Source organism: Mesorhizobium sp. M0615 (genome assembly GCF_040320805.1).
GTDB lineage: Bacteria > Pseudomonadota > Alphaproteobacteria > Rhizobiales > Rhizobiaceae > Mesorhizobium.
The window spans coordinates 230,465-252,471 of sequence record NZ_JAMYQI010000011.1; the positions used below are offsets into that span (position 1 = coordinate 230,465).

Consider the following 22,007-nt stretch of genomic DNA (forward strand, 5'->3'; position numbering starts at 1 on the left):
GACGTCGCATGGTAGAGCTTTACGGCAAGACGCTGTCGCGAAGGCAGGTGGCCGAGCGGTCCGGCATGCTATCGCAGTTTGCCGGTGTGCGGCTTATGACGCTCGGCGACGGCGTGGAGCGCGGCATCCGGATGCTCGAGTTCCGCACCGGCTCCGGCCTGCGCTTCACGGCGCTGGTCGACCGGGCGCTTGATATCGCCGATTGCGACTTCCGGGGCCAGGCGATCGGCTGGCATTCGCCGAGCGGCTTTCGCCACCCCGGACTGCACGAGCATGAAGGGGAGGACGGTTTCGCCTTTGGCCGGTCGTTCTCGGGGCTGCTCGTCACCTGCGGCCTCGATCATATACTGGGCCGGCAAGACGTGCCGGCCGAAAGCTACAATTATCCCGGGCGCAAGCGGGTATTGCACTCGCTGCATGGACGCATCGGCACCGTGCCGGCGCGGCTGACCGGCTACGGCGAGGCCTGGGACGGCGACTGCTGCGTGCTGTGGGCGGAAGGCATCGTCCAGCAGGCAACCGTGTTCGGCGAGGATCTCCAGTTGCTGCGCCGCATCGAGGCCGATGTCGGCGGCACCGAGATCCGGCTGTCGGACCGCGTCGTCAATCACGGTTTCAGCCGCACGCCGCACATGTATTTCTATCACGTCAATGTCAGCCATCCCCTGCTCGACGAGGGTTCGCGTTACCTGGCGCCGATCCGAGATGTCGTCTGGGCGGCGCACGCCGGCGAACGCTACGAGGCGCAGAAGGTCGGCTACCGAACCGTGCCGGCGCCGCAGCTGGGATTCAGTGAGCAGGTCTGGGAGCACGAGCTTGGCGCCGATGCGGCGGGCGAGGTGCCGGTGGCCGTCGTCAATGATCACCTGGGCCTCGGCTTCGAGGTCGTTACCCGCAAGGATCAGCTGCCCTGCACCTATCAGTGGCAGAACTTCCAGGCCGGCCTATATGCGTTGGGAATCGAACCCTCGACGCATCATGTTCTCGGCAATCTCGCCGCGCGCGAACGGGGCGAGATGATCTGGCTGGACCATGGCGAAAGCCGCTCCTATGACGCCGTGTTCCGGGTGCTCGACGGTGCCGGCCAGATCGCCCAAGCGGAAGCGAGGATAGCGTCGATCGCCCGGCAGCCGCAACAGGACTACCCTGCGCTGTCGGGCGCTTTTGCGAGACTGCAGGCGGGACCGGCTTGAAACGCACGATCGGTTGCCGCGGCGGGCGAGAAGTGCGCCGGAATACGGAAGCAGGCGCGGCCCGGCCGGCCCCAGGCGGCCCTTGCGGAGCGCAGCGGGAAAGCGGAGATGACGATGACGGCAAGCAGGATGCGTGACTACAGCCTGGTCGGTGAAAGCACCAAGCGCGCCATCGAGACCGGATTGGCTTCGGCCGAATGGTATCACACCGATGTCCCGCGCAAGGCGATCAAGGAGTTGATGCAACGCTCCGACGGGCCGGCGATCCGCGACACGATCATCTGGGTCGCGGCGATCCTGGTGTCGGCCGCCGGCATCGTATGGTTCTGGGGCACGTGGTGGGTGGTGCCGTTCCTGTTCGTCTATGGCGTGCTTTACGGCTCGTCGAGCGACTCGCGCTGGCACGAATGCGGCCACGGCACCGCGTTCCGGACGCGCTGGATGAACGATGTCGTCTACCAGATCTCAAGCTTCATGCTGATGCGCAACCCAGTGCAATGGCGCTGGAGCCATGCCCGCCATCACACCGATACCATCATCGTCGGCCGCGATGCCGAAATCGCCGTCATGCGCCCCCCAGATCTGCTGCGGGCGGCGCTCGCCTTCACCGGTATTCTCGATTTCCGCTATTCGCTGCCGACGCTGGTGCGCCAGGCGTTCGGCAAGCTGTCCGATGAAGAGAAGAGCTATATCCCCGAGATGGAGCAGCACAAGGCGGTGATCGCTGCGCGCTGGCATGTCGCCATCTATGCGGCGACGGTCGGGCTGGCGTTGTTCACGTGGTCACTGCTGCCGCTGGTGCTGATCGGCCTGCCGCGCCTCTATGGCAGCTGGCACATGGTGCTGACAGGGTTGCTGCAGCATATCGGCCTGGCCGACAATGTCGTCGACCACCGGCTGAACACGCGCACCGTCTACATGAACCCGGTCAGCCGCTTCATCTACTGGAACATGAATTACCATGTCGAACACCATATGTTCCCGATGGTGCCCTATCATGCGCTGCCAAGACTGCACGAGCTGATCAAGCACGACCTGCCGGTGCCGAACCCGTCGATGTGGCATGCCTATCGCGAGGTCTGGCCGGTGCTGCTTCGACAGCTGAAATATGAGGATTTTTATCTCGAGCGGAAATTGCCGCCGACAGCCAGACCCTATCGCGGCGAATTTCACCAGGTGGATATGTCGGCGGCCGCTGAATAGCGATAGCGAATTTTGCCGGAGCCGGAGATGGCTGACTGGATGAAGCGTGCGCGGTGGACGACATCTCGAAAGAGGATGTCATCTGCTTCGATCCTCCCGGTTTGCCGCTCGCCCGATGACGAGTTCTTCGCCACCGACGGATATTGGACGCATGAGAAGGCGCATCTAGCCGAAAGCTGGTGATCGGCGACGTCATCGAATGCCTTGAAGCATATTGGCCGCTTCAATTGCGGCCGGCCAGGCCAAGGGCGCGCCGGGTCTGCGTCAATCTCGCGATCTATCCGGTGAGAGTCGAGGCCGGCAAGGTGATGCTCCAGATCTGACGCTTGGTAACCGGTCCAGCACCGCGTTTAGCAAAGCAGAGTGACGTTTTCATAGCCGAAAGAGACGGACCGTGGCCGATCTGCGCCATGAAGGCTAAGCCAGCTGACCATGCTGCGCGTGCTGGTCATTGACGTGGCCGAGGGGCGCCGAGCGGGCAGGGGTCGATCGTCTCGGTACCGCTGGAGCTGTGCTGAACCCTATATCGCGATGCGGCCCCCAGCCTGTTCACCGTGCGGACTAGAATTTCTTCGAGATCGGCACCGCCGGCGGTTTTCTTAGTTGGGCTTTCCGCCTCTGATCGACGAGGTCCTGATTCACTGCTGCTTCTGCTGATCAGCTTTGAGGTGCTGATTGTGCGGTTTGATCTGGCAGCGTTGATACTGGGCGCCACCGCGATCGAAGCGGATGGACAGCGCCTACCGCAGCGGCAAAACGACCGCTGAGCAAGATCAGTGTGAGGGAAGGAGATGGAATTTATTGGTGCGCAGCAAGCGCGGCAAAGCTGCGCAGCTGATCGTGGCTGGAAAGCGTCGCTACAAAGGCGGTGCGTTTGTCAGTTTGGAAGCCGACACGCGTCCGGCAGGCGACGGCGATCTCGCTGGCTGACTGCGGCGCGGGATTATTGTTGAACGACGGCAGGAAGTAGGCTCGGTCCGCCGTGCGTCCAGGACTCGCGTTCGAGTGGATTATGGTTCGGGGTGACGATAGCCGATCTGCGCAGCCCCGAACCTCCAGCGCTTTCCGCATGTTGGGCAGGGGTAGAATTGTCACTTTCACGCTCGATCTGCTCCGCGTGTGCGTCAGGATGATGCTACACTCAAACTCTCGAAGGTTCATGATCCTCTTCGGTAGCGACGGATTCATGCCGTAAGCGAGCCGCCCCGGGAAACTGATTTCAATTCCTTCGCAGCCGCGGTCAACGAGGCGCGGTCATTCCCGGCGGCTATGATGAGCTCCATCGCCTGCTCAGGCGTTATGCCGTTCTGCTGGGCAAAATGGAAGTGTTCGTTGCGTTCGTTGGACGAGACCCGGTTCCTGTCGCCAAAATCACGCTCGCTTTTGTTGTCCGTCATCATCTTCTCCTTCAACCTCAATTCGTCGGCCCGAACCGCCCGCTGGAGCAAAACTTCCGAAACCGCCGTACGCGAAGGCCCATCGAGCCTCGCTAGGGCTGCTGTGAGTAGAAGTAAGCTCCAGCTGGCGAAAGCTGGGGGAGCTTGTCCAATGCCGGGGTGGGCTCGGCGCACGCCGTGGCATCGCTCCGGCGACTTTCACCACCCGCCCAGAACACGGGTGGGAGCAGCCTCGGAATGTTTGCCCGACCGCCAGGCAATGAAGATGGAACTACGCGACACCGAGTTCCTCGTCCTGTGGCATCAGCAGACGCTCTCGTGGATGTCTTACCCGGCATTCTCGCCCGAATGATCGAAGTGGATGGCGAGGCCAAAGGCGAGCGCTCGCTCGGCGATCATATTGACAAGATGGCTTTCGCCGATCGACAGCGCCGGAAGGGCCTCTTTCAACGCCTCGAGAGCATGCCGTGTCGACAAAAGACCCCGCCGCTTGCGGCTGCTCACATATTGATCGATCAGGCACTCCAGTGGCATCTGCCTGCCTCCGCTTCGGACAGGATCTCGTAGCGTGGCTGCGGAGCGACAGCATTCACATTGGTTAAGAGACGGCGGCGAACGCCATCATGCATGCCGCCAACAGACGGCGGTGGGGCTGATTTACGCCGGGTTGGAGCGCTATCCTAGGGTAAGCATGGCGCGACCGTCGCGCCGGGTTCGGACATTTCGATGCTACTGCTCCGGTACCGCGGAGGTTTGTGGATGGTTGCGTGCCGCCTCGGCGATTTCCGGAATGAACTTCGTCGCGGTGCAGCTTCGGTTTACATTGGCGCGGGCGGTAAATACCTCTTGCCCGCAGACTTGCGAAGCGAGCGCGATCGGCACATGCACCGCCAGTGGCAACTCGGTCTCAGCCACTCCTAGATGTCTTGCAACCTGTTGCTTCACCTCCGGCCGGCCGAGCGAGACGTCAACGCCGACATCATCCTTGGCGGTCGGCGACGATCCTTGCGCCGGCAGACGATCGTGCTTGCCTGTTTGCGATGAGTCGCCGGATTGTTGAGCCGGCTGACTTGTCTGCGCAGATGCCTGGGCGCCCAAAATCAGCGAGGCCCCCAGCCCCAAAAAAGCCCGGAGCCCCAAAGACACAATCCGAAGTCCGAATGTGCTCATTGTCATGTTCCTCACCGTGGGTTCAAACTTGGCGCCGCTCAGAGGTCGGTGTTGCTTCGGCCTCTTTCGAAGACAGGGATGTCTTCCTCGTCCTCATCATTGTCACCGGTTGGTATGTCCTCGGCGTAGCTGCGGGTCAGTTCCTCGGTTTCGCTTAAGCCGTCCATCGTCTCATTGGCGCCTGCCCCTTCATCATGACGACCGGTAATTTCGCTGCGGGGCCTTGCGCCGAGCGGCTGGTCGACATCGTCGGCTCCCACGAAACCTGGCTCCGCGCCGTGCCTGTCTTCGTGGCCCACGGGGCTGTCCAACACGGCGGCATCCTCCGGGCGAATGGGTTCATCATTGGCGAAGTCACTTCGTCTCGAATGCGAGGTCTCGTTTTGCTTTGGCATGTCAGGTCTCCTGTTCGTTTGGCAACTTCGACGACGCTGGTGCTTGCACGCCGGACTACCTGAGCGACGCACCTTTAGAGTTCCTGCATCGACCACCGCTTAAAGGTTGCAGCATCCCTGAGCGCGGAGGCAGTGTTGGCCACAGACTCCACAGCGCCGCGAAGAACCAACGTCGTGGCCAGATCCACTCAGCCCTGAGAACCGCTCTTGCTCAGTTGCTGGGCATGTTTGAAATGCTGCCGGATCACCGGCGCGGTCTTTTTCGCATGGGCCGCCAGATGTTTTGCCTGACCGTTTTCTGCATAGGAGGTCATCAGCGTCAGGGCTTCCTGGTGCGCTGCCACCTGGGCGTCGATATAGGCGTTATCGAACGCCCCGCTGCTGTCGTTGCTCAACGCTTCCAATTGGGCAGCATGCTTGCTTGTCATCTCCGGCGCCACTGCGACGTCGTCCTTCTTTGCCGCCGCAATGAGCCGCTTGGAAGAGGTCGTGTGGTCCTTGATCATCATGCGAGCGAATTCCTTCACTCGTGATGTCTTCGATTTCCGCAGTGCCAATTCACTCGACTGGATCTCGAACATATCTGAGCTCGCAGCTGCTTTGACAAATTCCTGCGGGGACGTCGTCGCGGTCTGAGCCATTGCCCCCGGGCTGATGAGACCGATGGCGATCGCAGCTAAAAGCGCTTTGACGAAATGCATGTTGTGCTCCTGCAATATTGCTTAACTGGCCCAACACGGCCGAGCTGCCGTTGTTCCCTTTTTGGTGACAATAAATACGGGGCGGCAGGCGTGGACCCCGGATGGCTCCGGCTCAGGGCTTTGATCATAGATCCGGCCGTAGCCAAGACCGGTGACTGCGCGGAGCTCAGCGCGGCCGTCGGCTTGGTGGGCAGCACGTTGTGCGACATTCAAATCTCCTAAAGAAATCGTCGGCCATCGTCGCGATGCTTCAGGCAGACCAGTGCGATTTTGCAGGGTTGCGCTGACGGGATTCTGATTCGGCCCGCCGGTCGGGTTCGTCAAGAGGAGCTAATATAGCATTGTATGTCAGATCGGCCGTATTAGCCGCTTACTGATCGTCGCATGGTCCATCTCTGAATCTTGTTGCACAGCACAATATTATTGACGATGGGGTGCTTAGGCAAGGATATTGAATGACAAGTAGAGGAATCACGTCCGAGTCAAAGTAAAATTTTATTATATCTTACTCTTGCCAATTACCAAGTAATGACCCAAGACGCATCTTTCGCGGGCCGTTAGCTTGTTTTTAAACTCTAATGCGTCACTATCGGGTCCGTAAATGCCCAAAAATGTCCCATCCTTTGAAGGGCAACAAGGAGGCGTACTATGGCAAGAATTTTTGAAATTCTTATGGGCAGTCTGACTGCCGGATCTGTTCTCGCAATTCTTTGCATGCCAGCGACAGCAGCTGGAATTAGTGTCGGAGGCGTCGGCGGGGTATCCGTCGGCAGCGGAGGAGCCAGCGCTAATGTGGGCGGCAACAGCGGCGCTACGGCTAGCGTGTCCCTAGGCGGTTCTGGGGCAAATGCCGCAGCCTCCGTCGGCGACACTGGCGGAGCGACTGCTTCCATCGGAACCGGCAGCGCCAATGTCGGTGTCGTCACCGGGGTTGGTACCGACGTAAATGTCGGCGTTGGAACCAATCCAGCCGCCAACCCCAGCAACCCGACCGCTTCGAGCAACCCGAATCTGGCTAGCGTTGTCGGCGATATGTCGAACGCTCAGGTCACTCGGATGAAGAAGCGCTGCGTCGAAGTGCTTAGCAACGAAGACACCTATGATCGTGACCTGCGCCGGCTCTGCCTGCTGATCTCGCGCCGCTAACCAGCGACCCCTTTCCGACCTGTCGGGGCTGTCGACTGACACTCTCCAGTTCCGACAGTGGAAGCCCGCCCGCCGAAAGGTTGGGCGGGCTTTTACAGTCAGCGTCCTTCCATCCGCAGCAGACAATCGCGCTTAGCATCAGCGACCTGGCCGAGCAAGCGATGGAAGACCGCGCGGACAAGCTGGGCATATCCTGCGCAGAGGAAGTCGGCAGCGTGTACGCGGCGATTCTCGGTGCTATCGTGCACCGCGATGCCGCTTGGCTGACTGACCGAGGCCGCGCTATATCGCGCCCGGCGGGCGTATTCAGTTCAGCGAGCCTCTGCCGGGGGAAGCCAAGACCATCTTTCACTTGCTCGACAAGGCCGGACTTGAAGGCAAGGTGTCGAAGCGCAAGGACAGCAAATACCGTCGACCAACTGGCTGAAGGCCAAGTGCTTTGCGAACGACGAGTTCGATCTGCTCGGCGTCGAGCGTGAAGCGGGCAAGCCGGCGTTCGCTGAGGATGACACAAATCGCCGTGCCTAAGAAAGATCAGGAGCGCGCCACCTACGCCTGGATGTACGGCGCCCAAGCGTGCAAGGATGGCAAGGAGCGTGAGGTGCCATTACTGGCAGGAACATGCCGACGGGTGGCTGCAGGGTTTTGACGGTGTGCCGATGGCTGGTTTTGGATAGACCAAGACCGTCAACGACGAGATGGAAGCCGAGGTCGACGAAGCCGCCGTCGAGCGGCCCGACGAATAGCCATTTTGCCATGTGCCGTATGTTCGTTTTTGATTGAAGAAAGGGTTTCGTTGGGCCTATAAAGATTCCGTTTGCCATTGCCTTTTTGGGAGGATGCGATGGTTGCAACGCCCATAGATATCGCTCAAGCGGCCACTGCGACTACGGCCACCTTGCTGAAGTGGCAGAAGTCCATGGAGGAACGCGCCACGTTTCGCCAGAACATGGATCAATCGCGCAGGGCGATCCAAGCCTCACGCGATCTGCTGAAGCGCCTTCGTCAACGTCATCGCGACGACGATAGCGGCGCGGATGCGCTAAAGGATTAGCCGCCAGGGCAGATGTGAGACGGAGGTCCGGGAACGGATTGGGGCCACGTGCGGCACCTAATGTCGCGATGGTGATGGCCGATGATGTGCTTGAACAGGAGATTGCCCATCTCCTGCATTGCCGTCATATCCGGGTAAGCCGCTAAAACGGAGCCTTCACCACCGACGCTGCCGAGCAGCGGGATCAACACGAAGCTGTCATCCCGAAACTTGCTTATGGTGGTGATCGTGAAATCGTAGTCGGGATAGGCCTCATCAAGCAGGGCGCTGATCTCGGCGAGGAATTCAGGCGTCTCGAACTGTGCGCCGATCGGCGGCACCACAATCATGTCTTTGCATACTTGCATCTCGCGCCTTCCCAAGCCGTCTCATCGTGAGCGGCTGTTCCGCCAAGGTCAAATCACGTCTTCCCTGCCGATGATCTGGAGTCAGCAAAGTTATTCACACGTCGACAAGATGGTTAGAATTGTCGCGGTTCGGTTAAGACCTCGATCATGAGGCGTGGCGCATCGTGTTGTTGGGTCTACATATTGCCTTCCTGACCCTACCCGGTAGCTCAAGCCCGTTGCCGTAATTGGCAACGGGCTTTTTTACGTCTTCATCTGGCACAGTTGATCTAATTGTATGGAACCGCGACGACAACCAAGCAATTCTGCCTTAAGCGGTCGATTCCTCGGATGTAGCCGTGCCTACGAAAACCCGCTGTTGCGCGCGCGGCGGGGTTTCTTGGCATCAAGACGCTACCCCGCCCTCAGGCCCGTTGCTTAAGCGGCGGCCTTTACAGGTCCGGCGCCGCTATCTACTGCTGAATAGGTGGAGTCACGAGACCCGGAAAGGGCAACACGTTGCCGCCCGTCCCCCGCCGGCGGCGCAGTTCAATCTCGCGATAGACGAGGATGCCCATCACCATTTCCGCGCTGGCGATTTCCGATCTCGATGGCAACGACTTGAGCAATTGGTGCAGCTGTCGCGTTTCCATGGTCGCAATGTGGGCGGCAATGGCTTCGATGCTATCGCCCAAATTCGCCAGTAACCCTGCGGACATCTGCATCGCGCTACTCTACAGCCGGGAAAACGTGTTGAGATGCAGACGCGTCCTTTGGCCTTCTGCAAAGGCCAAAGCATAGGATTCGAGCTTGAATGATCGGGTGAGTTCCTGGTCTTCCTCGACCACGCGAACAAACCACTCGCCACAGGCTTCGCCAACTTCGACACAAGGGCGTGCTTTGCGAATTGGAATGATGTCAGCCAGGGCGTTGCCTCCCAGCAATCAGGCCAAACGGGATTGTAACGTCGTAAGCGGTCTTCAACAAGAAGAGTTTGGGCAGCAATACGAAACTGAGGTGTGGGCCACAAATGGCCGGCGCCATGGGTTGGGGAACCTGGGTGGGCACCGGCCAAGAGCGGACAGGTCCGCCGCGATGCATACATCGTCGATTGGTGCCGCGGTGGTAATGGTGTGATCGCGGAAGCTACGCTTTAGCCTTAGCCGCCGGCCTTGCCTTGCCCGTTACAGTTGCCGTGGGCTGCGGTGCCTTCCTACCCAGACCGATCGACTTCGCCATGGCAGACCGTGAGGCCGCATAGTTGGGAGCGACCATCGGATAAGTGGATGGCAAGTTCCACTTTGTTCGATACGCGTCAGGAGTGAGACCGAAATCCACGCGCAGATGTCGCCGAAGGGTTTTGAACCGCTTACCATCTTCAAGACAGATGATGTAATCGGGAAATACTGACTTCTTTGGATTTACCGCAGGCACTGGTTCTTCGGTCGCGGCAGCCACGCGATGGCCAATCCCAGACAGCGACGCGTGCACTGAGGCTATCAGGTCCGCCAAACCCGCGACCGGCACGGGATTGTTGCTGACGTACGCCGATACCACATCCGCCGTGAGTTCTACCAGTTCAGGGGCGTGGTCGGGGGCGTCGGTCATGGTGTGAGTCCTCGAATTTGAGAACGATCTATTATAGCTGCTGCCGCAGCTGCACAACTCGAGGCCCGATGATGGGCCGCTTCCCTCGTAAGCACCAATCCTGTTGAGCCTGTGTTTGCCGATGGAGGAAAGGACCATCCGAAGCAGTGCCAGACTTATCACAGGTTAAGTCGGTCCGGTGTTTATGATATAAGGTCGGGCATCATTCGCGTTCTGCTGGCCGCGGGTGACTGAGAGACCATAGCGCTCCCGCCCAAACGGAGAGCCGACATGCTTTATCAAAGCCCATTAACCGCCAAGTTCCATCGTGCCTTCACCCTCACGTCAGGTGAGCGTCAAGCTCTCGACGCGGTAAGAATAAGGATCGTTGCGATTGGCGCAAACCAGAACTTGGTTCGGGAAGGCGACCAGCCGTCCCGGTGCATAATGGTCCTGGCTGGCTTAGCCAGCACCTCGAAGGTAACAGGAGACGGGAAGCGTCAGGTCACTGCTTATCATGTGCCTGGCGACATGCCCGATCTGTTGAGCCTGCACCTCGATCTGTTGGATAGCGACGTTCGAACGGTGAGCGCTTGCAGTGTTGGCTTCATAGATCACTCGGCTATCCGGCTGCTCTGCGAACGCCACCCCAGGCTGGCGGCAAATCTTTGGCGAACGACACTGGTTGATGCATCGATTTTCCGCGAATGGGTGGTCAATGTCGGGAAGCGCCAAGCGCTTGGCCGAGTGGCCCACCTTCTCTGTGAAATCATGCTACGTATGGAAGACGCCGGACTCGCGTCCGATCAAACCTGCGCTTTTGCTGTGACTCAAGCTGACCTTGGCGAAGCGACAGGGCTGTCGGCAGTCCACATCAACCGCACGCTCAAGTCTCTTCGGGAGAAGCGCCTTACATCACTTGTGAATGGCCAATTGACCATCCATGATTGGGAAGGACTGGCCTTTCTTGCTGAGTTCCGGCACGATTACCTGCACTCAGCAAGGACCAATAAAACGGCCGAGTTCATGTCAATGCACTGATTGCTCCAGGGGAAAATCGCCAGAAATGCGGATTGGCTCCATGGGTAGCCGGACCACTTGTTGGCCTTCGCTGACCATCAGCGGTGCGATCGCCTCCCAAACATGTTTTGCCATGGTGGCGCGGCGGAAATGATCAGCAGGTTGATACCAAGCCTGTCTGGCTTGCTTCTTTTTGATGCGGCAGGCGGGGCCGCCTTGCCCCAGGCCAAACGCAGGCCCCAAACGAACCCGGCCTCACTTGGTGCACGCTCCTTTTACCGCGCGGTCAATGCTTTGATGGCGCGTCGAAGCGTTAGCGCAAGGGGTTCACTTGCGCGCAGAGTGCATTCGAATGCTTACCGGCCCACACGGGCGTTGACTATCCGTATGGCCGTCTGGGTCGTGGAGGTTAACTGGGACGGGACACCTGCTCTCCTTGCCAGCCTTCGGGACGTTTCCTCGCAGCGTGCGCAGGAGGAACGTCGACGTCAATCCCAGAAGCTCGGAGCAATTGGCCGCCTCGCAGCCGGCATAGTTCACGATATCAACAATCTGATAGCAGCGTTCGACTCGGGCCTGCGGCTCCTGCAAAAGCAACTCGCCGAAAATCCCGGCGATCCGAAATCAGCCATCCTGATCGACGAACTGCTCAAACGAACACAGAACGGCGTGGCACTTACGCAGCAATTGCTTGCGTCTCTCGGAGCCAGTCGCTTACGCCCGAAAGCATTGATCTGAACGGACGGATCGAACAGCTTTCGATGCTGCTGGAACGAACGCTCGGGAGTGCAATCAAAATTGAACGCAACTTGGACGCGGCGCTTGGCCCTGTTCTGGTCGACCCCAACCAGCTCGATGTCGCCATGCTCAATCTGGCGGTGAACGCCAAGGACGCCATGGCCGGCGTGGGAACGCTCACAATCGAGACTAGCGATGTCCCGGACGACATCGACGATGGGCATTCACTGGCGGGTTCGTGCGTTCGTATGACCGTGCGCGATGCCGGTTGCGCATGAACAAGGAGATTCTGGCGCAGGTCTTCGAGCCGTTCTTCACCACCAAACCCGATGGACGCGGGACCAGACTTGGACTTAGCCAGGTTTATGGCTTCGTCAAACAATCCGGTGGGCACATTCGGATCGAGAGCGAAGCTGGTGAAGGAACAAGCGTCCATCTTTTTCTGCCGCGTGTGCAGAAGCAGTAACCAGGCTCTGCCGGTATCGTCTTTGCATTGGGTATCGCGGAAGTGACGTGGCCAGTCCGCCAAAGCAATCCCGTAGAGCGACATAATGGGTTGGTTAGCGGCCGCTTTAGAGATCGGTGCAGAGGGTACACGGGCTTGTCCCTTTATCCTTTTTTCTCCCGGCCGCGCCACTGTCTATTATCGGCGGCTAGGCCGCTATCACCTTCTGAGCGGGTTAGCGATGGAGTGCCTTGGACGGTGAAAACGATTCCGGCATCCTCAAACGCTTTGCGGATGGCGGCCATGTTGTGGGGACGCGGTTTCCTGTATCCGTTCTCAAAAGCGCTGATCACCATCTCGCTAAGATTGGCCTTGGCGGCAAGTCGCACACGCGGCCAGTTCAGTAGGGCTCGTGCTGCTCTGACTTGATCTGCTGAGAGTAGGGTTCGGCTGTCCATAGCCAGTCGAACATTTAGTATCGCTAAACTGTTCCTCTTGACCTTCTGCGATTTCTAACGGTGTGAGGCCGGCTTGTCGGAAGCCGTCATCGATTATGGCTGCAACCTTTCGGACGGTTGTTGCCTCGGCTCCAACAAGACGTGCTGCCTGCATTCTTGCTTGGAGATCAGCCAAGCGGGCAACCAGGGCTTGCGTCCTCTCGAGTTCAGGGTTCGTCATGTTCATTGTCCAGCTGAGTGGCAATTTGAATTTGTCCGGCTGAGTAGCGTTTGAATGCACACACTCGCCACCCAAGGGTGGCGAGTGTGTGTTCGTTCGAAATCTCAGTCGTAAACTTTCACGATCTTGCGGGTGCCCGGATCGACCAGGACCGTGCGGTTGTCGACCACCACGTAACGGTATTTGACGTTCGGGACCTCGTGGATCTCCACAGTTTCCGGCAGAGCTGTCCCGACGTTCAATTCCACGCCGGGAAGGTTCACCGAAGCCAAGGGCTGCTTCTTGACATACTCACGGATGACCGTGTCCTGTTCCGGCTGGATGATAATGTCGTCAGCGGCGGCGGAGCCGATCCCCGCCAAGAGCAATATGGCTGCGGCGGTGTTCACAAAGTGCATCTTCATATCTTCTCTCCTGCAAGGACCGGCACACGACGATCATCGTCCCGCGCTGCCCGGCAACCAACTTTGAACCGGGGTAAACGTTCCCGCCTACGCACCTTTGTCTAATTCGATTGGTCTAAAGTCCGACCGTACAACGCAATGGTCTTACCTTTGGACTAGGCGGAACGGATTAGGGCTTCAGGTTGTTGGTTCTCCACAACGGGAGAGAACAAATGGATCAAAGTGTTGGCCAGGCGCGATGGTTGCTCGCACCGATTTTTGCAACGGCCGTTACCTTTCTGGTAATGGCGGTCGTCCTTAGCTGACATGTCTTGGATCGGCGCAGCCAGGTCCCTTCCTGCGCTGATAGGATTCGCGAGTTGCTTGAGCGGCTGGCGAATCCTCTATTTTACCGTGCGCTGGGCCTGCTCCTTCAGCAGGCGGGGCGCTTCGTTCAGCTCATGTAAGTTGGGAGGTTTACTATGCATCGGCGATCCTTTTTGACAGCGATGTTTGGCGTTGCAGGGGCAGCAGCCTTTGCAAGCGCGGTCCGGCCTATCAACGCATTGGCCGGTGTTCCAGCGGCCAAAAGTGGCATTCTCGAAGAACTCGACGCGCCAGACGCCTTCGACAACGAAGGTACTCACGCGGAAGTGGAGCCGGTCAACCATCGGCGCTACTACGACCAAGATTACGACCCAGACTACGACCCAGATTACTACCACCGGCGCCGCCGCCGGCGGGGCTGGAGAAGAGTCTGCCGTAGTTACTGGCGACACGGGCGCCGTCGGGTCCGGTGCTATCGCCGACGTGGTCCTTCGGTCGTCTTGCGATTTTAGCTAGTCGGCTGCTTCTGCCCATGGCCCGTTCCGGCTGACGTGCTGAGAACGGGCCGGTACGATTCCTTTTTCGTGGCAAACGCAATCCATCTGAGGGCACTCATCAGCAGCGCCGATGGACCTGACTTACAGCTTGGTGGTGTCGCTGTGGTGCGCCAGGAGCGGTCTGACGATCCCTCTTGTGCAGCCCTTCGGCTGCCGCCAGCCTGGGAAAGCTTTTCGGAACGTTTGGTTCTGGCCGTTAGGCCACGGGGCCAAGCTCAGCCATCAGGACACCCCGCAAGCGATGAGCAGCGGGGCCTGGTAAGGCCCGGCGACCTCCTTTTGACATACGGGGAGAAACCAAGAAGGGCGCCGAGCCTTACCGGCGCTGCTTTGAGGCAGACGACGCCGATGAGAGTAGGCGATCATGCTAATTTCTGCGAACCATGCGAATGAGGGAAAGCCGTGTGCGATTCTTCGCTATCCAGCCACGAACCTCTGCCTTTCGGACATGGCGGTCCGTCGCTCGATCGATGATGAAGAACGCCTGATGTAGCTGCTCGACTTCGTAGAGCCCGACCCGGATCTCGAACCCTGTCTGGCCAGTGGCATCGAAGTCACCGGGACCAATGACAGGGAAGGCGACGGCGATGGCGAAGCGGACGACGAGCGCGAAGCCAACGATGCCGATTATGGCTTCATAGAGGGAGGGCAAGGCCTATAATTGTCCGGTCGAGAATGAATAGCCCGCTGCCTCACGGTGGACTGGCTTCAGTTTTTGTGCGGCACGATGTAGCGACTGCTCACCGCACCCGCCCCTGTGCCCCGCGTGACGACAATCGTGCTATACCCGGCTGGAACGGAACCTGTAGCGGAGGGGTCGATCGAACTGCATCGCCCGACGATCTCCCCGTTGGGAGCGCCCTCGAGCCTCACGGCTAACGCCAACTGGCATGTGTCAAGGGATCCGAACATGGCCGGTGATGTATCGAGTGGCTTGCAGACTCCCTGGGCGGGACTGCAAGAAAGCAAAATCATCACAGCTGCAGTTGCCGGATCCATTCGTGAAGCTCCGTTGTTCGACGAGCCTCAACGCAGAATAGCGAGCTTTGTTTCGTCGGTGCTAAAATACGAGTTTTCTGGTCTGGCTCACGGTGGCGGGCTTTTCATTGTCACAGCTTTCGCCTCTCAATTGTCCCGATCCCGAACGGTAAAACAGCCATCCGACGAGACACACCGAGGGGATTGCGATGGCCAGAAGGATGCCGCCGGCAATGTTCACCATCAACATGAAATCCATCGGACCTCTCCCTCTTATATGCCGACAGTCGGAAACTCGTGAAATCAACATGGGTGAACAGGTTGCGAACATGCTGCTACGGTTTTTGCAGAGCCAAGAGATGAGACGAGACGGACCAGCACGACAGGGACTAGCTCTCGTCGCAACAAATTGACACACAAGGACTCGACGGAGTCGAACGGCAAGGGCAGGGACGCCATCAAGCGAATTTCAAAACCGGTGCCTTGGCCGACGGGCAATCGCTGATAACATCAAGGTATGCCTGAGGCGACGTTACAAGGCAGTGTACTTGGGTGCAGCCGGCCGCAGGCGGCCGAACTCTCGCCTTCCAGAGGTTCTGGAGTGCGCCGACCGACCCCGTCGTGCTCGTCAATGTGTAGGTTTGCAGTGTGGTGTTCCTTCAAGGTCAATCAGCAGCTTATGCATGGAGGACCACGGCAAGCGGCGTTTTATTCCCGGACAGCGCAAATTCTGTCTCGACAATGTGATTGGTCCGGGCGCCTCGTTTTTTAACGCTCTTTGGCCCGCAACATCGGCCGTCCAGTTCGGGAATATCGGGACCTTTCAAGAATTCGGATATTGTGAGAGCAGCGACGCGTCGTGCGACGAAGGGGAAACAACTTCGCAGTCTCGTGCGACAGCGAGGCGCCTGGCTCAGCGTCTGCTTGCCGGCATCCTGTGTGGGGCGGGAGCGCGGGGGGCAGTCCAGGCGACCGGCAGGCAACGCTCGCGTCTGTCCATCGCGGTGATGGGAGCCTCGTCGAGTTCAGCAGCGTTGTGGAAGCAGTCCGCTGCGCGCGTCAGAACGCTATTGCTAAGCGCAATGCCGGGGGTGCCCGATGATCGTCGCATTGAGTTCCGGATTGGCATTCACCTGGGTGACGTCGTGCAGGAGCGCGATGACGACCTGATGGGTAATGGCGTCAACATCGCCGAGGGTATCCGGGTTGCCCGGGCGTAGCGGCTTCGAAGCCGCCGATTATAAGTATTCTCGCCCTGTGGCGGCCGATTCTGCGATTAGGAATTGGACGAATAGGCATGGGGGAGAAAGGCCGTTATTCTAAGCCTCATCCACCCTCGATGCGGGAAATAACGAGATCATGGAGTAGGAAAATCTCATGCTATGCGGCGGAGGTGCTTACAAGGGCGAGATTCACACCCGCCCAACGACAAGGCGCCCATCCCCTGCCCGATGGACGGTGGATAGAGTTTTGGTGCCATGAGCCAAACCCACACATTACAACCGTCATCTATCCGCTTCCCGGTACAACCACGGCTGGTGCCGGCGATCAAGGCGGCGTACTTCGCCGACCTGCCGCCAGCCGACATCACCCTCGAGCTGCTCGACGACTGGTATGGCCGTCTGCTGCGGGTCAAAGGTGTCGACATCGCCTACCGTGCCGTAAAGACGTGGCGTTCGCTCTATAATGTCATGGCCGGCATGAAGCTATGCCCGCCCGGCTCCGACCCATCGCAGGCGATCCGCCGCCAGACGCCACCACCGCGCCATCAGACCTGGACGGCAGGCGAGGCGGGGCGCCTGGCGCGCCGGCTACCGCGAACTGGCCTGCATCATCGCCGTTGCGTGGGACACGAGCTTCTCACCCGTCGACGTGTGCACGCTCACACCGGCGCAGGCAATGCAGACAGCACAGGAATGGGGTTTTCTGATTGCACGCAGCAAGAGTGGCGAGGCGGCTTTCGGCACGCTGTCGTCACGCACGCAGCGCCTGGTGCTGGCCTATGTCGAATCCTAGGCGTCACCCTGCTTGACGATGCGCCGATCTTTCGCTCGCGCGGTTTCGCGCCGGGCCCGAAGGGGGGCCGGCCGCGCGCCGGCGTGCCTTACACGAAGGATTCTCTGGTCGACGACTTTGCCGATCTGCGCACGCTGGTATTCGGGACATCGGAGAAGCGGCGGCTGATGGACATGCGGCGTTCCGGCGCGGTCGAGGCGATGCCGGAGGCGCGTCGGTCGAGGCAATCTCGGCCAAGATGGGCAATTCGATCGACGGGAACAAGGCGCTGCAGAAGACCTATATGCCGGTCAATCTGGCCGCCGTCCGCTCAGCCGATGCCAGCCGCCGCAAGGGCAGAAAGCTGCTTGGCCTGGAACGGAACGAATACAGAAAGTTGAAACTCTCCGCAGAATGAGAGTTGAAACTTTTCAAGGGGCGGTAGCTAACCCCTTGAAATTAATGGCGCGAGTGACGGGGCTCGAACCCGCGACCTCCGGCGTGACAGGCCGGCACTCTAACCAACTGAGCTACACCCGCGCATTGGACGAGCACGTGTCAGCCGTGTTCGTCGTTGGGGCGGTGGATAAGGGGTTCGCCACCGGGTGTCAAGCGCAGCTGGACAGCATAAACGCAAACAGGAGAAGGTTTTTTGACGGGCGGCACTTTGCCCGCGAAAACCACTGTGCGGCTAAGCTCGCAGCTGTTCATTTGGCCTTGCGAAGCCGGTTGCGACCGCTTAAAGGTCCGGCCGGAGCGGGCGATTAGCTCAGTTGGTAGAGCGCTTCGTTTACACCGAAGATGTCGGCGGTTCGAGCCCGTCATCGCCCACCACTCAAGCTCTTGATAAATCGGTGCTTGCCCGGAGTTACGGTCTCATATCCGGTTGTACGCGTTGTCGGCATTCTGCTTCCTGGCCTTGTCGCGTTCGAAAGGGGTGACGCAGACCAAGTCGCTCTCGAACGCTTCACGCCAGACGTAGCCGTCGCGGCAGGTGCTGTCGCCGTAAGGTCCGCCTGTCGGCGAACGGTTGTTGCGGGCATTTGCATTCTGGGCCTGCACCTCACCGTAGTCGGCAGGACTCACGCACACGCTGTCGCCGAAGATCGCCGATCGCCAGACGAATCCTTCCTTGCATCCTTTGGCCTCGATCGCTGCGGGCTCGATAGGCGACGGCAAAGGGGAGGGCCTCGGCCACAACGCCACCGTTGTCCCGCCGATGCCGAGCGCGATCATCGCGGCCAGCCCGTACAGCAGCCAGAGCCTCGGCCGCCGCGCCGCTGGCTTCGCAATCGCCGACGCAATCGCCGCCATATCGTCGTTGAAGCGCTCGTGGCGGACCTCCATGGCTTGACGCTTGGCCAGGTCCTGCAGATCGGGTGGCAAGGCGCTTTTCTTTGGCATGCTGGCGCCGTTGACGAGCACGGGGATGACGCGCACCCCAGCCTGGAGTGCCGTACGGATCTCCTTGCGCACGAAGTCGTCGGGGGACTCCAGCCGAACCTGGCCCTGCTCATCGGTAAGCGCGGCCCACTGCGGCCCCACGATCGCCAGCATGATTTTGCAACTGGCCAAACTGCGGGCAAGCGCCACCTCAAAGTCATCGCCGGGGTTGAGCTTGTCGACGTCCATGAAGATGGACGCATCAGGAAGCGCGCGGTTCAGATTATCGTAGACGCGGCCCGCCACGCCGGAATCGGTCTGCCGCCGGTAGTTGATGAATACGTCGCCAAGCAAGGCCTGCCTCTTCCCACATGAACGAGAAGGCCTCAAAGTAGCATGAGCGGTGACCTCGCAGCTAGTCTGGCGACAGACTGGCCATTACTGCGGATGCAGTCCGTTTCACGTCTCGCCAGAGGACACATGCACCGGCCCTTCGCGTCGCACGGTGGACTAAGTACAAGAGGCCATTACGGCGCGTCGCCAAAGCGGAATATACACAAATGTCTTCCGTCTGGATGGCAGCTGCAGAGCAAGTTCGGCCCACGCCCGCAACGCCAGGCGAACAATGCCTTTACCGGATTAACTTGGCGTATCCGGAAAAGCAGGTTCATCCGGAAGGGCAGGGTGTTCTGGAAGGGTGGGTTCACCTGCACGGGTAGGTTCATCAGGAAGCTTAATATCTTGAGCGTCTATGCAATGTCGCTCTCTCAAAACCGGGGAACCGCTTTTGAGCGACACGCATTGGGTGAGCACAGAAAGGCGATCGGCTCCGCCACTTCTTCCTGTTTCGGCTCGCCGATGCGGGCAAGCGTGTACTTGTCGACGTTGTTCGCATACGGCTTCGATATCGGCGTAGGTGCCGTGTCACCGTGCCGCGATAAGGGTTCACAGCGGTCGAGTTGACGATAGCGTTCTCAGCGAAGATGTCGGCGGTTCGAGCCCGTCATCGCCCACCATATCTGGCCGACCATATCTCGAATGCCGGGCGCGGCCGCAACGAGCCGCACCCGCACTTCTTTCCCAGTGCAACCTATCGCTTGACGTAGCAGTTCTTCTTCACGCGGCGGATGGGATCCTCGCCAAAGGCGTCGACGCTGCATGTGACGCCGTTCCTGAATACGCCCTGGACGTACTGGCCACGCGCCCCGTATCTCACCAGTTTGCGGCCACGGAACTCGCAGAACCGCCCCTCCGAGGCGCAGGCCACCCATCTGCCGCCGCCCTGGCCGTAGTCGTCATCACCGTAATTGTCATCGTCGTTGTTGTCGCCATAGTCGTCACCGCCGCCGCGCCTCACGATATAGCAAGCCTTGTCGCGGCCGGGCGCCGGGTCGCCAAAGACGCGATTCGTACACGGCACGGCACGACGATCGATGAAGCGCGAAGTGGTCTGCCCGCGCGCGCCGTAGACCACTTCCGAGGGGTAGGGCAGGCGGCAGATTTCGCCTTCGTCGGCGCATCGCTGCATCCGCTGGGCGGATGCGGTGGCTGGAAAAAGAATAGAGACGGACGAGGCCAGGCCGACCAGGCAGATGAATGTAAACGTCATCCGGATCAAAGCATTGAAGGTTTTTGACACGATTTGTCTCCCGTTCGATTCGACCAGCATGGTACAGCAGCCTTGTTAAATACACGATGAACGAAAGCCCTCCGGGAAGGCAGGACAATGATGGATCATCCAGGGCGCCTGATGCTGCGGTTGCTGTTCGCATTGGCAATCGTCGGCACTGGACGCTTCGCCTATGCAGGGAATGCGGGCGACGGCGTCGACCAGCCGGCGGCCAAGGCCGCCTTGCTCAAGGCCTATCCCGGACTTTTCACCATTTCGGGCAATGTACTGACCTGGACCGACGGCACCACGATGGTGTGGGACGACGGCAAGGCGCGCGACGCCGACGCGCTGCTGGAGAGCCCTGACATCGAAGACATGTTTCGCTACGTCTATCCCGGAGCAGCGGAGGGCGCGCTGGTCCCGGCCGAGGATTTCGATCCCGGCCGCATCCGCAACGAACCTTTCTTCGAGAAGCTCTACGGGGCAAGTGCCGCCGAGGTGGGCAAGCACATCGCCAACGTCAAATGGTTGCCGAAGCTCGGCAAGAAGACCGTGCAGGTCACCAGGATTTTCGGCATCAACGACCGGCTGGGCAAGGTCTCCGCTGCGCTTGAGGCGATGCCCGCGGAGCTGAGCCGTTACGGGCTCAAGCCCGGCGGCGGCTTTGTCTGGCGGCCGATCGCCGGCACCGACCGGTTGAGCGTTCACTCGTTCGGAGCGGCCTTCGATATCAATGTCGGCTTCTCCGACTATTGGTACAACAACAGGAACAAAACCAACCCGAAGGCCCACATTCCCTTCAAGAACCGGATTCCGCTGGAAATCGTGGAATTTTTCGAGAAAAACGGCTTCATCTGGGGCGGGCGCTGGTATCACTACGACACCATGCACTTCGAGTACCGGCCTGAGTTGCTGCTGTACAAGAAATCCGGCTGATCACGGCGGCAGCAGCCGGAAATCCTTGCCTTCGGGCAGCAACTGGCCGCCGTCGACGACGATGGTGGTGCCGGTGATGTAGCTGGCATCGTCGGAGGCGAGGAACAGGAAGGCGTTGGCGACGTCGCGCGGACTGCCGAGGCGTCCGAGCGGGATCGAATCCTCCATGTTCTTGATGTAGGCGGCGCCGCGATGCAGCTCGATCGCTTCGGTCAGGATGTTGCCGGGCTCGACGCCGTTGACGGTGATGCCGTAGCCCGAAAATTCCAGCGCCGCCGAGCGGATGAAGCCGTTGATGCCGGCCTTGCTGGCGGCATAGTGGCCGTGGCCGGGGCTGGTGACGTGCGGACCGGTGATCGACGAGGTGTAGAGCATGCGCCCGTAACCTTGCGCCTTCATCGGCGCCAGCGCCGCCAGCGTGGCGTTGAACGGGCCGCGCAGATTGACCGCCATCACCCGGTCCCAGTCGTCCGGGCTGGTGTTTTCGATCAGCTGCCAGGGATAGATGCCGGCATTCTGCACGATGATGTCGAGGCGGCCATGGCGGCTCAGCGCCAGCGCCACCGCAGCTTCTGCATCGGCCATTTGCGAGATGTCGGTGCGAATGAAATCCGCGCCGAGCTCGTCCGCGGTCGCCTGGCCGGCTTCGGCCTCGCTGTCGGCCAGGACCAGCCTTGCGCCTTCTTCGGCAAAGCGCTGGGCGATGCCCTTGCCGATGCCGCGCGCGCTGCCGACGATCAGCGCGACCTTGCTTTCGAGCCGTCCTGTCATGCCAGCCGTCTC

At 59.8% G+C, this 22,007-nt stretch carries 26 protein-coding genes, 2 tRNA genes and 2 pseudogenes; 14 read left to right on the plus strand and 16 right to left on the minus strand.

Annotation, left to right across the window (positions count from 1 at the left end; translation table 11 throughout):
- Window positions 1–8 precede the first annotated feature (8 nt).
- The 4 genes and pseudogenes from NKI46_RS21260 to NKI46_RS21275 all read left to right on the plus strand — a co-directional run bounded on the left by NKI46_RS21260 (window position 9) and on the right by NKI46_RS21275 (window position 3,326).
- Window positions 9–1,193 carry an aldose 1-epimerase family protein gene (locus tag NKI46_RS21260; protein ID WP_352747781.1) on the plus strand — a complete coding sequence of 395 codons (1,185 nt, stop codon included), beginning with the start codon at window positions 9–11 and terminating at the stop codon, window positions 1,191–1,193.
- Between the two features lie 108 nt (window positions 1,194–1,301).
- Window positions 1,302–2,396 carry a fatty acid desaturase family protein gene (locus NKI46_RS21265; RefSeq protein ID WP_352459445.1) on the plus strand — a complete coding sequence of 365 codons (1,095 nt, stop codon included), beginning with the start codon at window positions 1,302–1,304 and terminating at the stop codon, window positions 2,394–2,396.
- Between the two features lie 27 nt (window positions 2,397–2,423).
- Window positions 2,424–2,719, plus strand: a pseudogene (locus tag NKI46_RS21270) (Rieske 2Fe-2S domain-containing protein).
- A 406-nt stretch (window positions 2,720–3,125) separates the two neighbouring features.
- Window positions 3,126–3,326 carry a hypothetical protein gene (locus tag NKI46_RS21275; RefSeq protein WP_156929821.1) on the plus strand — a complete coding sequence of 67 codons (201 nt, stop codon included), beginning with the start codon at window positions 3,126–3,128 and terminating at the stop codon, window positions 3,324–3,326.
- Window positions 3,327–3,580: 254 nt separating this feature from the next.
- Here the strand turns inward: NKI46_RS21275 and NKI46_RS21280 are convergent, their stop codons facing one another.
- From NKI46_RS21280 to NKI46_RS21300, 5 genes are all read right to left on the minus strand, one after another.
- Window positions 3,581–3,793, minus strand: a complete 213-nt coding sequence (locus NKI46_RS21280) for a DUF3606 domain-containing protein (RefSeq protein WP_023743179.1) — start codon at window positions 3,791–3,793, stop codon at window positions 3,581–3,583.
- Window positions 3,794–4,120: 327 nt separating this feature from the next.
- A complete protein-coding gene (locus NKI46_RS21285) occupies window positions 4,121–4,327 on the minus strand; it encodes a hypothetical protein (RefSeq protein WP_023708917.1) in 207 nt (68 codons plus the stop codon).
- Between the two features lie 195 nt (window positions 4,328–4,522).
- Window positions 4,523–4,963: a hypothetical protein gene (locus tag NKI46_RS21290; protein WP_023749387.1), complete on the minus strand. Its 441-nt coding sequence runs from the start codon at window positions 4,961–4,963 to the stop codon at window positions 4,523–4,525.
- Window positions 4,964–5,001: 38 nt separating this feature from the next.
- Window positions 5,002–5,358, minus strand: coding sequence for a hypothetical protein (locus tag NKI46_RS21295; RefSeq protein WP_023743177.1), 357 nt, complete (start codon window positions 5,356–5,358; stop codon window positions 5,002–5,004).
- Between the two features lie 188 nt (window positions 5,359–5,546).
- Window positions 5,547–6,059 carry a DUF4142 domain-containing protein gene (locus NKI46_RS21300; RefSeq protein WP_023739470.1) on the minus strand — a complete coding sequence of 171 codons (513 nt, stop codon included), beginning with the start codon at window positions 6,057–6,059 and terminating at the stop codon, window positions 5,547–5,549.
- Window positions 6,060–6,707: 648 nt separating this feature from the next.
- Between NKI46_RS21300 and NKI46_RS21305 the strand changes: the two genes are divergently transcribed.
- Window positions 6,708–7,205: a hypothetical protein gene (locus tag NKI46_RS21305; protein ID WP_031253499.1), complete on the plus strand. Its 498-nt coding sequence runs from the start codon at window positions 6,708–6,710 to the stop codon at window positions 7,203–7,205.
- An 844-nt stretch (window positions 7,206–8,049) separates the two neighbouring features.
- Complete coding sequence (locus NKI46_RS21315; RefSeq protein WP_023708908.1) at window positions 8,050–8,259, plus strand: hypothetical protein; 210 nt, start codon at window positions 8,050–8,052, stop codon at window positions 8,257–8,259.
- On the opposite strand, the gene NKI46_RS21320 is transcribed toward NKI46_RS21315, so the two are convergent.
- From NKI46_RS21320 to NKI46_RS21330, 3 genes are all read right to left on the minus strand, one after another.
- Window positions 8,256–8,606, minus strand: coding sequence for a hypothetical protein (locus tag NKI46_RS21320; RefSeq protein ID WP_156934016.1), 351 nt, complete (start codon window positions 8,604–8,606; stop codon window positions 8,256–8,258). The genes NKI46_RS21315 and NKI46_RS21320 overlap by 4 nt on opposite strands.
- 452 nt (window positions 8,607–9,058) lie before the next feature.
- Entirely contained in the window at window positions 9,059–9,310 is a 252-nt protein-coding gene (locus NKI46_RS21325; RefSeq protein ID WP_023739468.1) for a hypothetical protein, read from the minus strand.
- A gap of 421 nt (window positions 9,311–9,731) precedes the next feature.
- Window positions 9,732–10,193, minus strand: a complete 462-nt coding sequence (locus tag NKI46_RS21330) for a Ros/MucR family transcriptional regulator (protein ID WP_023708904.1) — start codon at window positions 10,191–10,193, stop codon at window positions 9,732–9,734.
- A 270-nt stretch (window positions 10,194–10,463) separates the two neighbouring features.
- Between NKI46_RS21330 and NKI46_RS21335 the strand changes: the two genes are divergently transcribed.
- The 4 genes from NKI46_RS21335 (at window position 10,464) to NKI46_RS21350 (ending at window position 12,396) form a co-directional block, all read left to right on the plus strand.
- On the plus strand, window positions 10,464–11,213 hold the full coding sequence (locus tag NKI46_RS21335) for a Crp/Fnr family transcriptional regulator (protein WP_023708903.1): 750 nt from the start codon (window positions 10,464–10,466) through the stop codon (window positions 11,211–11,213).
- Window positions 11,214–11,579: 366 nt separating this feature from the next.
- Window positions 11,580–11,930: a nitrogen regulation protein NR(II) gene (locus NKI46_RS21340; protein WP_352459443.1), complete on the plus strand. Its 351-nt coding sequence runs from the start codon at window positions 11,580–11,582 to the stop codon at window positions 11,928–11,930.
- A gap of 23 nt (window positions 11,931–11,953) precedes the next feature.
- Window positions 11,954–12,208 carry a nitrogen regulation protein NR(II) gene (locus tag NKI46_RS21345; protein WP_352459442.1) on the plus strand — a complete coding sequence of 85 codons (255 nt, stop codon included), beginning with the start codon at window positions 11,954–11,956 and terminating at the stop codon, window positions 12,206–12,208.
- Window positions 12,205–12,396: an ATP-binding protein gene (locus tag NKI46_RS21350; RefSeq protein WP_352459441.1), complete on the plus strand. Its 192-nt coding sequence runs from the start codon at window positions 12,205–12,207 to the stop codon at window positions 12,394–12,396. The genes NKI46_RS21345 and NKI46_RS21350 overlap by 4 nt, the downstream gene beginning before the upstream one ends.
- 143 nt (window positions 12,397–12,539) lie before the next feature.
- Here the strand turns inward: NKI46_RS21350 and NKI46_RS21355 are convergent, their stop codons facing one another.
- The 4 genes from NKI46_RS21355 to NKI46_RS21370 all read right to left on the minus strand — a co-directional run bounded on the left by NKI46_RS21355 (window position 12,540) and on the right by NKI46_RS21370 (window position 15,557).
- Window positions 12,540–12,833 (minus strand): helix-turn-helix domain-containing protein, encoded by a 294-nt coding sequence (locus tag NKI46_RS21355; RefSeq protein ID WP_352459440.1) that lies wholly within the window; start codon window positions 12,831–12,833, stop codon window positions 12,540–12,542.
- Between the two features lie 324 nt (window positions 12,834–13,157).
- Complete coding sequence (locus NKI46_RS21360) at window positions 13,158–13,457, minus strand: DUF1236 domain-containing protein (RefSeq protein ID WP_352459439.1); 300 nt, start codon at window positions 13,455–13,457, stop codon at window positions 13,158–13,160.
- Between the two features lie 1,230 nt (window positions 13,458–14,687).
- Entirely contained in the window at window positions 14,688–14,972 is a 285-nt protein-coding gene (locus NKI46_RS21365; protein WP_023739463.1) for a hypothetical protein, read from the minus strand.
- A 408-nt stretch (window positions 14,973–15,380) separates the two neighbouring features.
- Window positions 15,381–15,557, minus strand: a complete 177-nt coding sequence (locus NKI46_RS21370; protein ID WP_023708898.1) for a hypothetical protein — start codon at window positions 15,555–15,557, stop codon at window positions 15,381–15,383.
- A 744-nt stretch (window positions 15,558–16,301) separates the two neighbouring features.
- On the opposite strand from NKI46_RS21370, the pseudogene NKI46_RS21375 reads away from it, so the two are divergent.
- A pseudogene (locus NKI46_RS21375) lies at window positions 16,302–16,515 on the plus strand (nucleotidyl cyclase domain-containing protein); the annotation flags it as partial.
- A 1,037-nt stretch (window positions 16,516–17,552) separates the two neighbouring features.
- Window positions 17,553–17,711: a hypothetical protein gene (locus NKI46_RS21380; protein ID WP_023739460.1), complete on the plus strand. Its 159-nt coding sequence runs from the start codon at window positions 17,553–17,555 to the stop codon at window positions 17,709–17,711.
- A 45-nt stretch (window positions 17,712–17,756) separates the two neighbouring features.
- Here the strand turns inward: NKI46_RS21380 and NKI46_RS21385 are convergent.
- A tRNA-Asp gene (locus NKI46_RS21385) sits at window positions 17,757–17,833 on the minus strand.
- Window positions 17,834–18,051: 218 nt separating this feature from the next.
- On the opposite strand from NKI46_RS21385, the gene NKI46_RS21390 reads away from it, so the two are divergent.
- Window positions 18,052–18,127, plus strand: a tRNA-Val gene (locus NKI46_RS21390).
- Window positions 18,128–18,169: 42 nt separating this feature from the next.
- Here NKI46_RS21390 and NKI46_RS21395 read toward each other — a convergent pair.
- Both NKI46_RS21395 and NKI46_RS21400 read right to left on the minus strand, forming a co-directional pair.
- Window positions 18,170–19,030: a toll/interleukin-1 receptor domain-containing protein gene (locus tag NKI46_RS21395; protein ID WP_023739412.1), complete on the minus strand. Its 861-nt coding sequence runs from the start codon at window positions 19,028–19,030 to the stop codon at window positions 18,170–18,172.
- A 736-nt stretch (window positions 19,031–19,766) separates the two neighbouring features.
- Entirely contained in the window at window positions 19,767–20,345 is a 579-nt protein-coding gene (locus tag NKI46_RS21400; RefSeq protein ID WP_245260457.1) for a hypothetical protein, read from the minus strand.
- Between the two features lie 57 nt (window positions 20,346–20,402).
- Here NKI46_RS21400 and NKI46_RS21405 point away from each other — a divergent pair, with 57 nt between their 5' ends.
- Complete coding sequence (locus tag NKI46_RS21405; protein ID WP_156929815.1) at window positions 20,403–21,224, plus strand: M15 family metallopeptidase; 822 nt, start codon at window positions 20,403–20,405, stop codon at window positions 21,222–21,224.
- On the opposite strand, the gene NKI46_RS21410 is transcribed toward NKI46_RS21405, so the two are convergent.
- A complete protein-coding gene (locus NKI46_RS21410; protein ID WP_352747789.1) occupies window positions 21,225–21,995 on the minus strand; it encodes an SDR family oxidoreductase in 771 nt (256 codons plus the stop codon).
- Window positions 21,996–22,007: the final 12 nt, after the last annotated feature.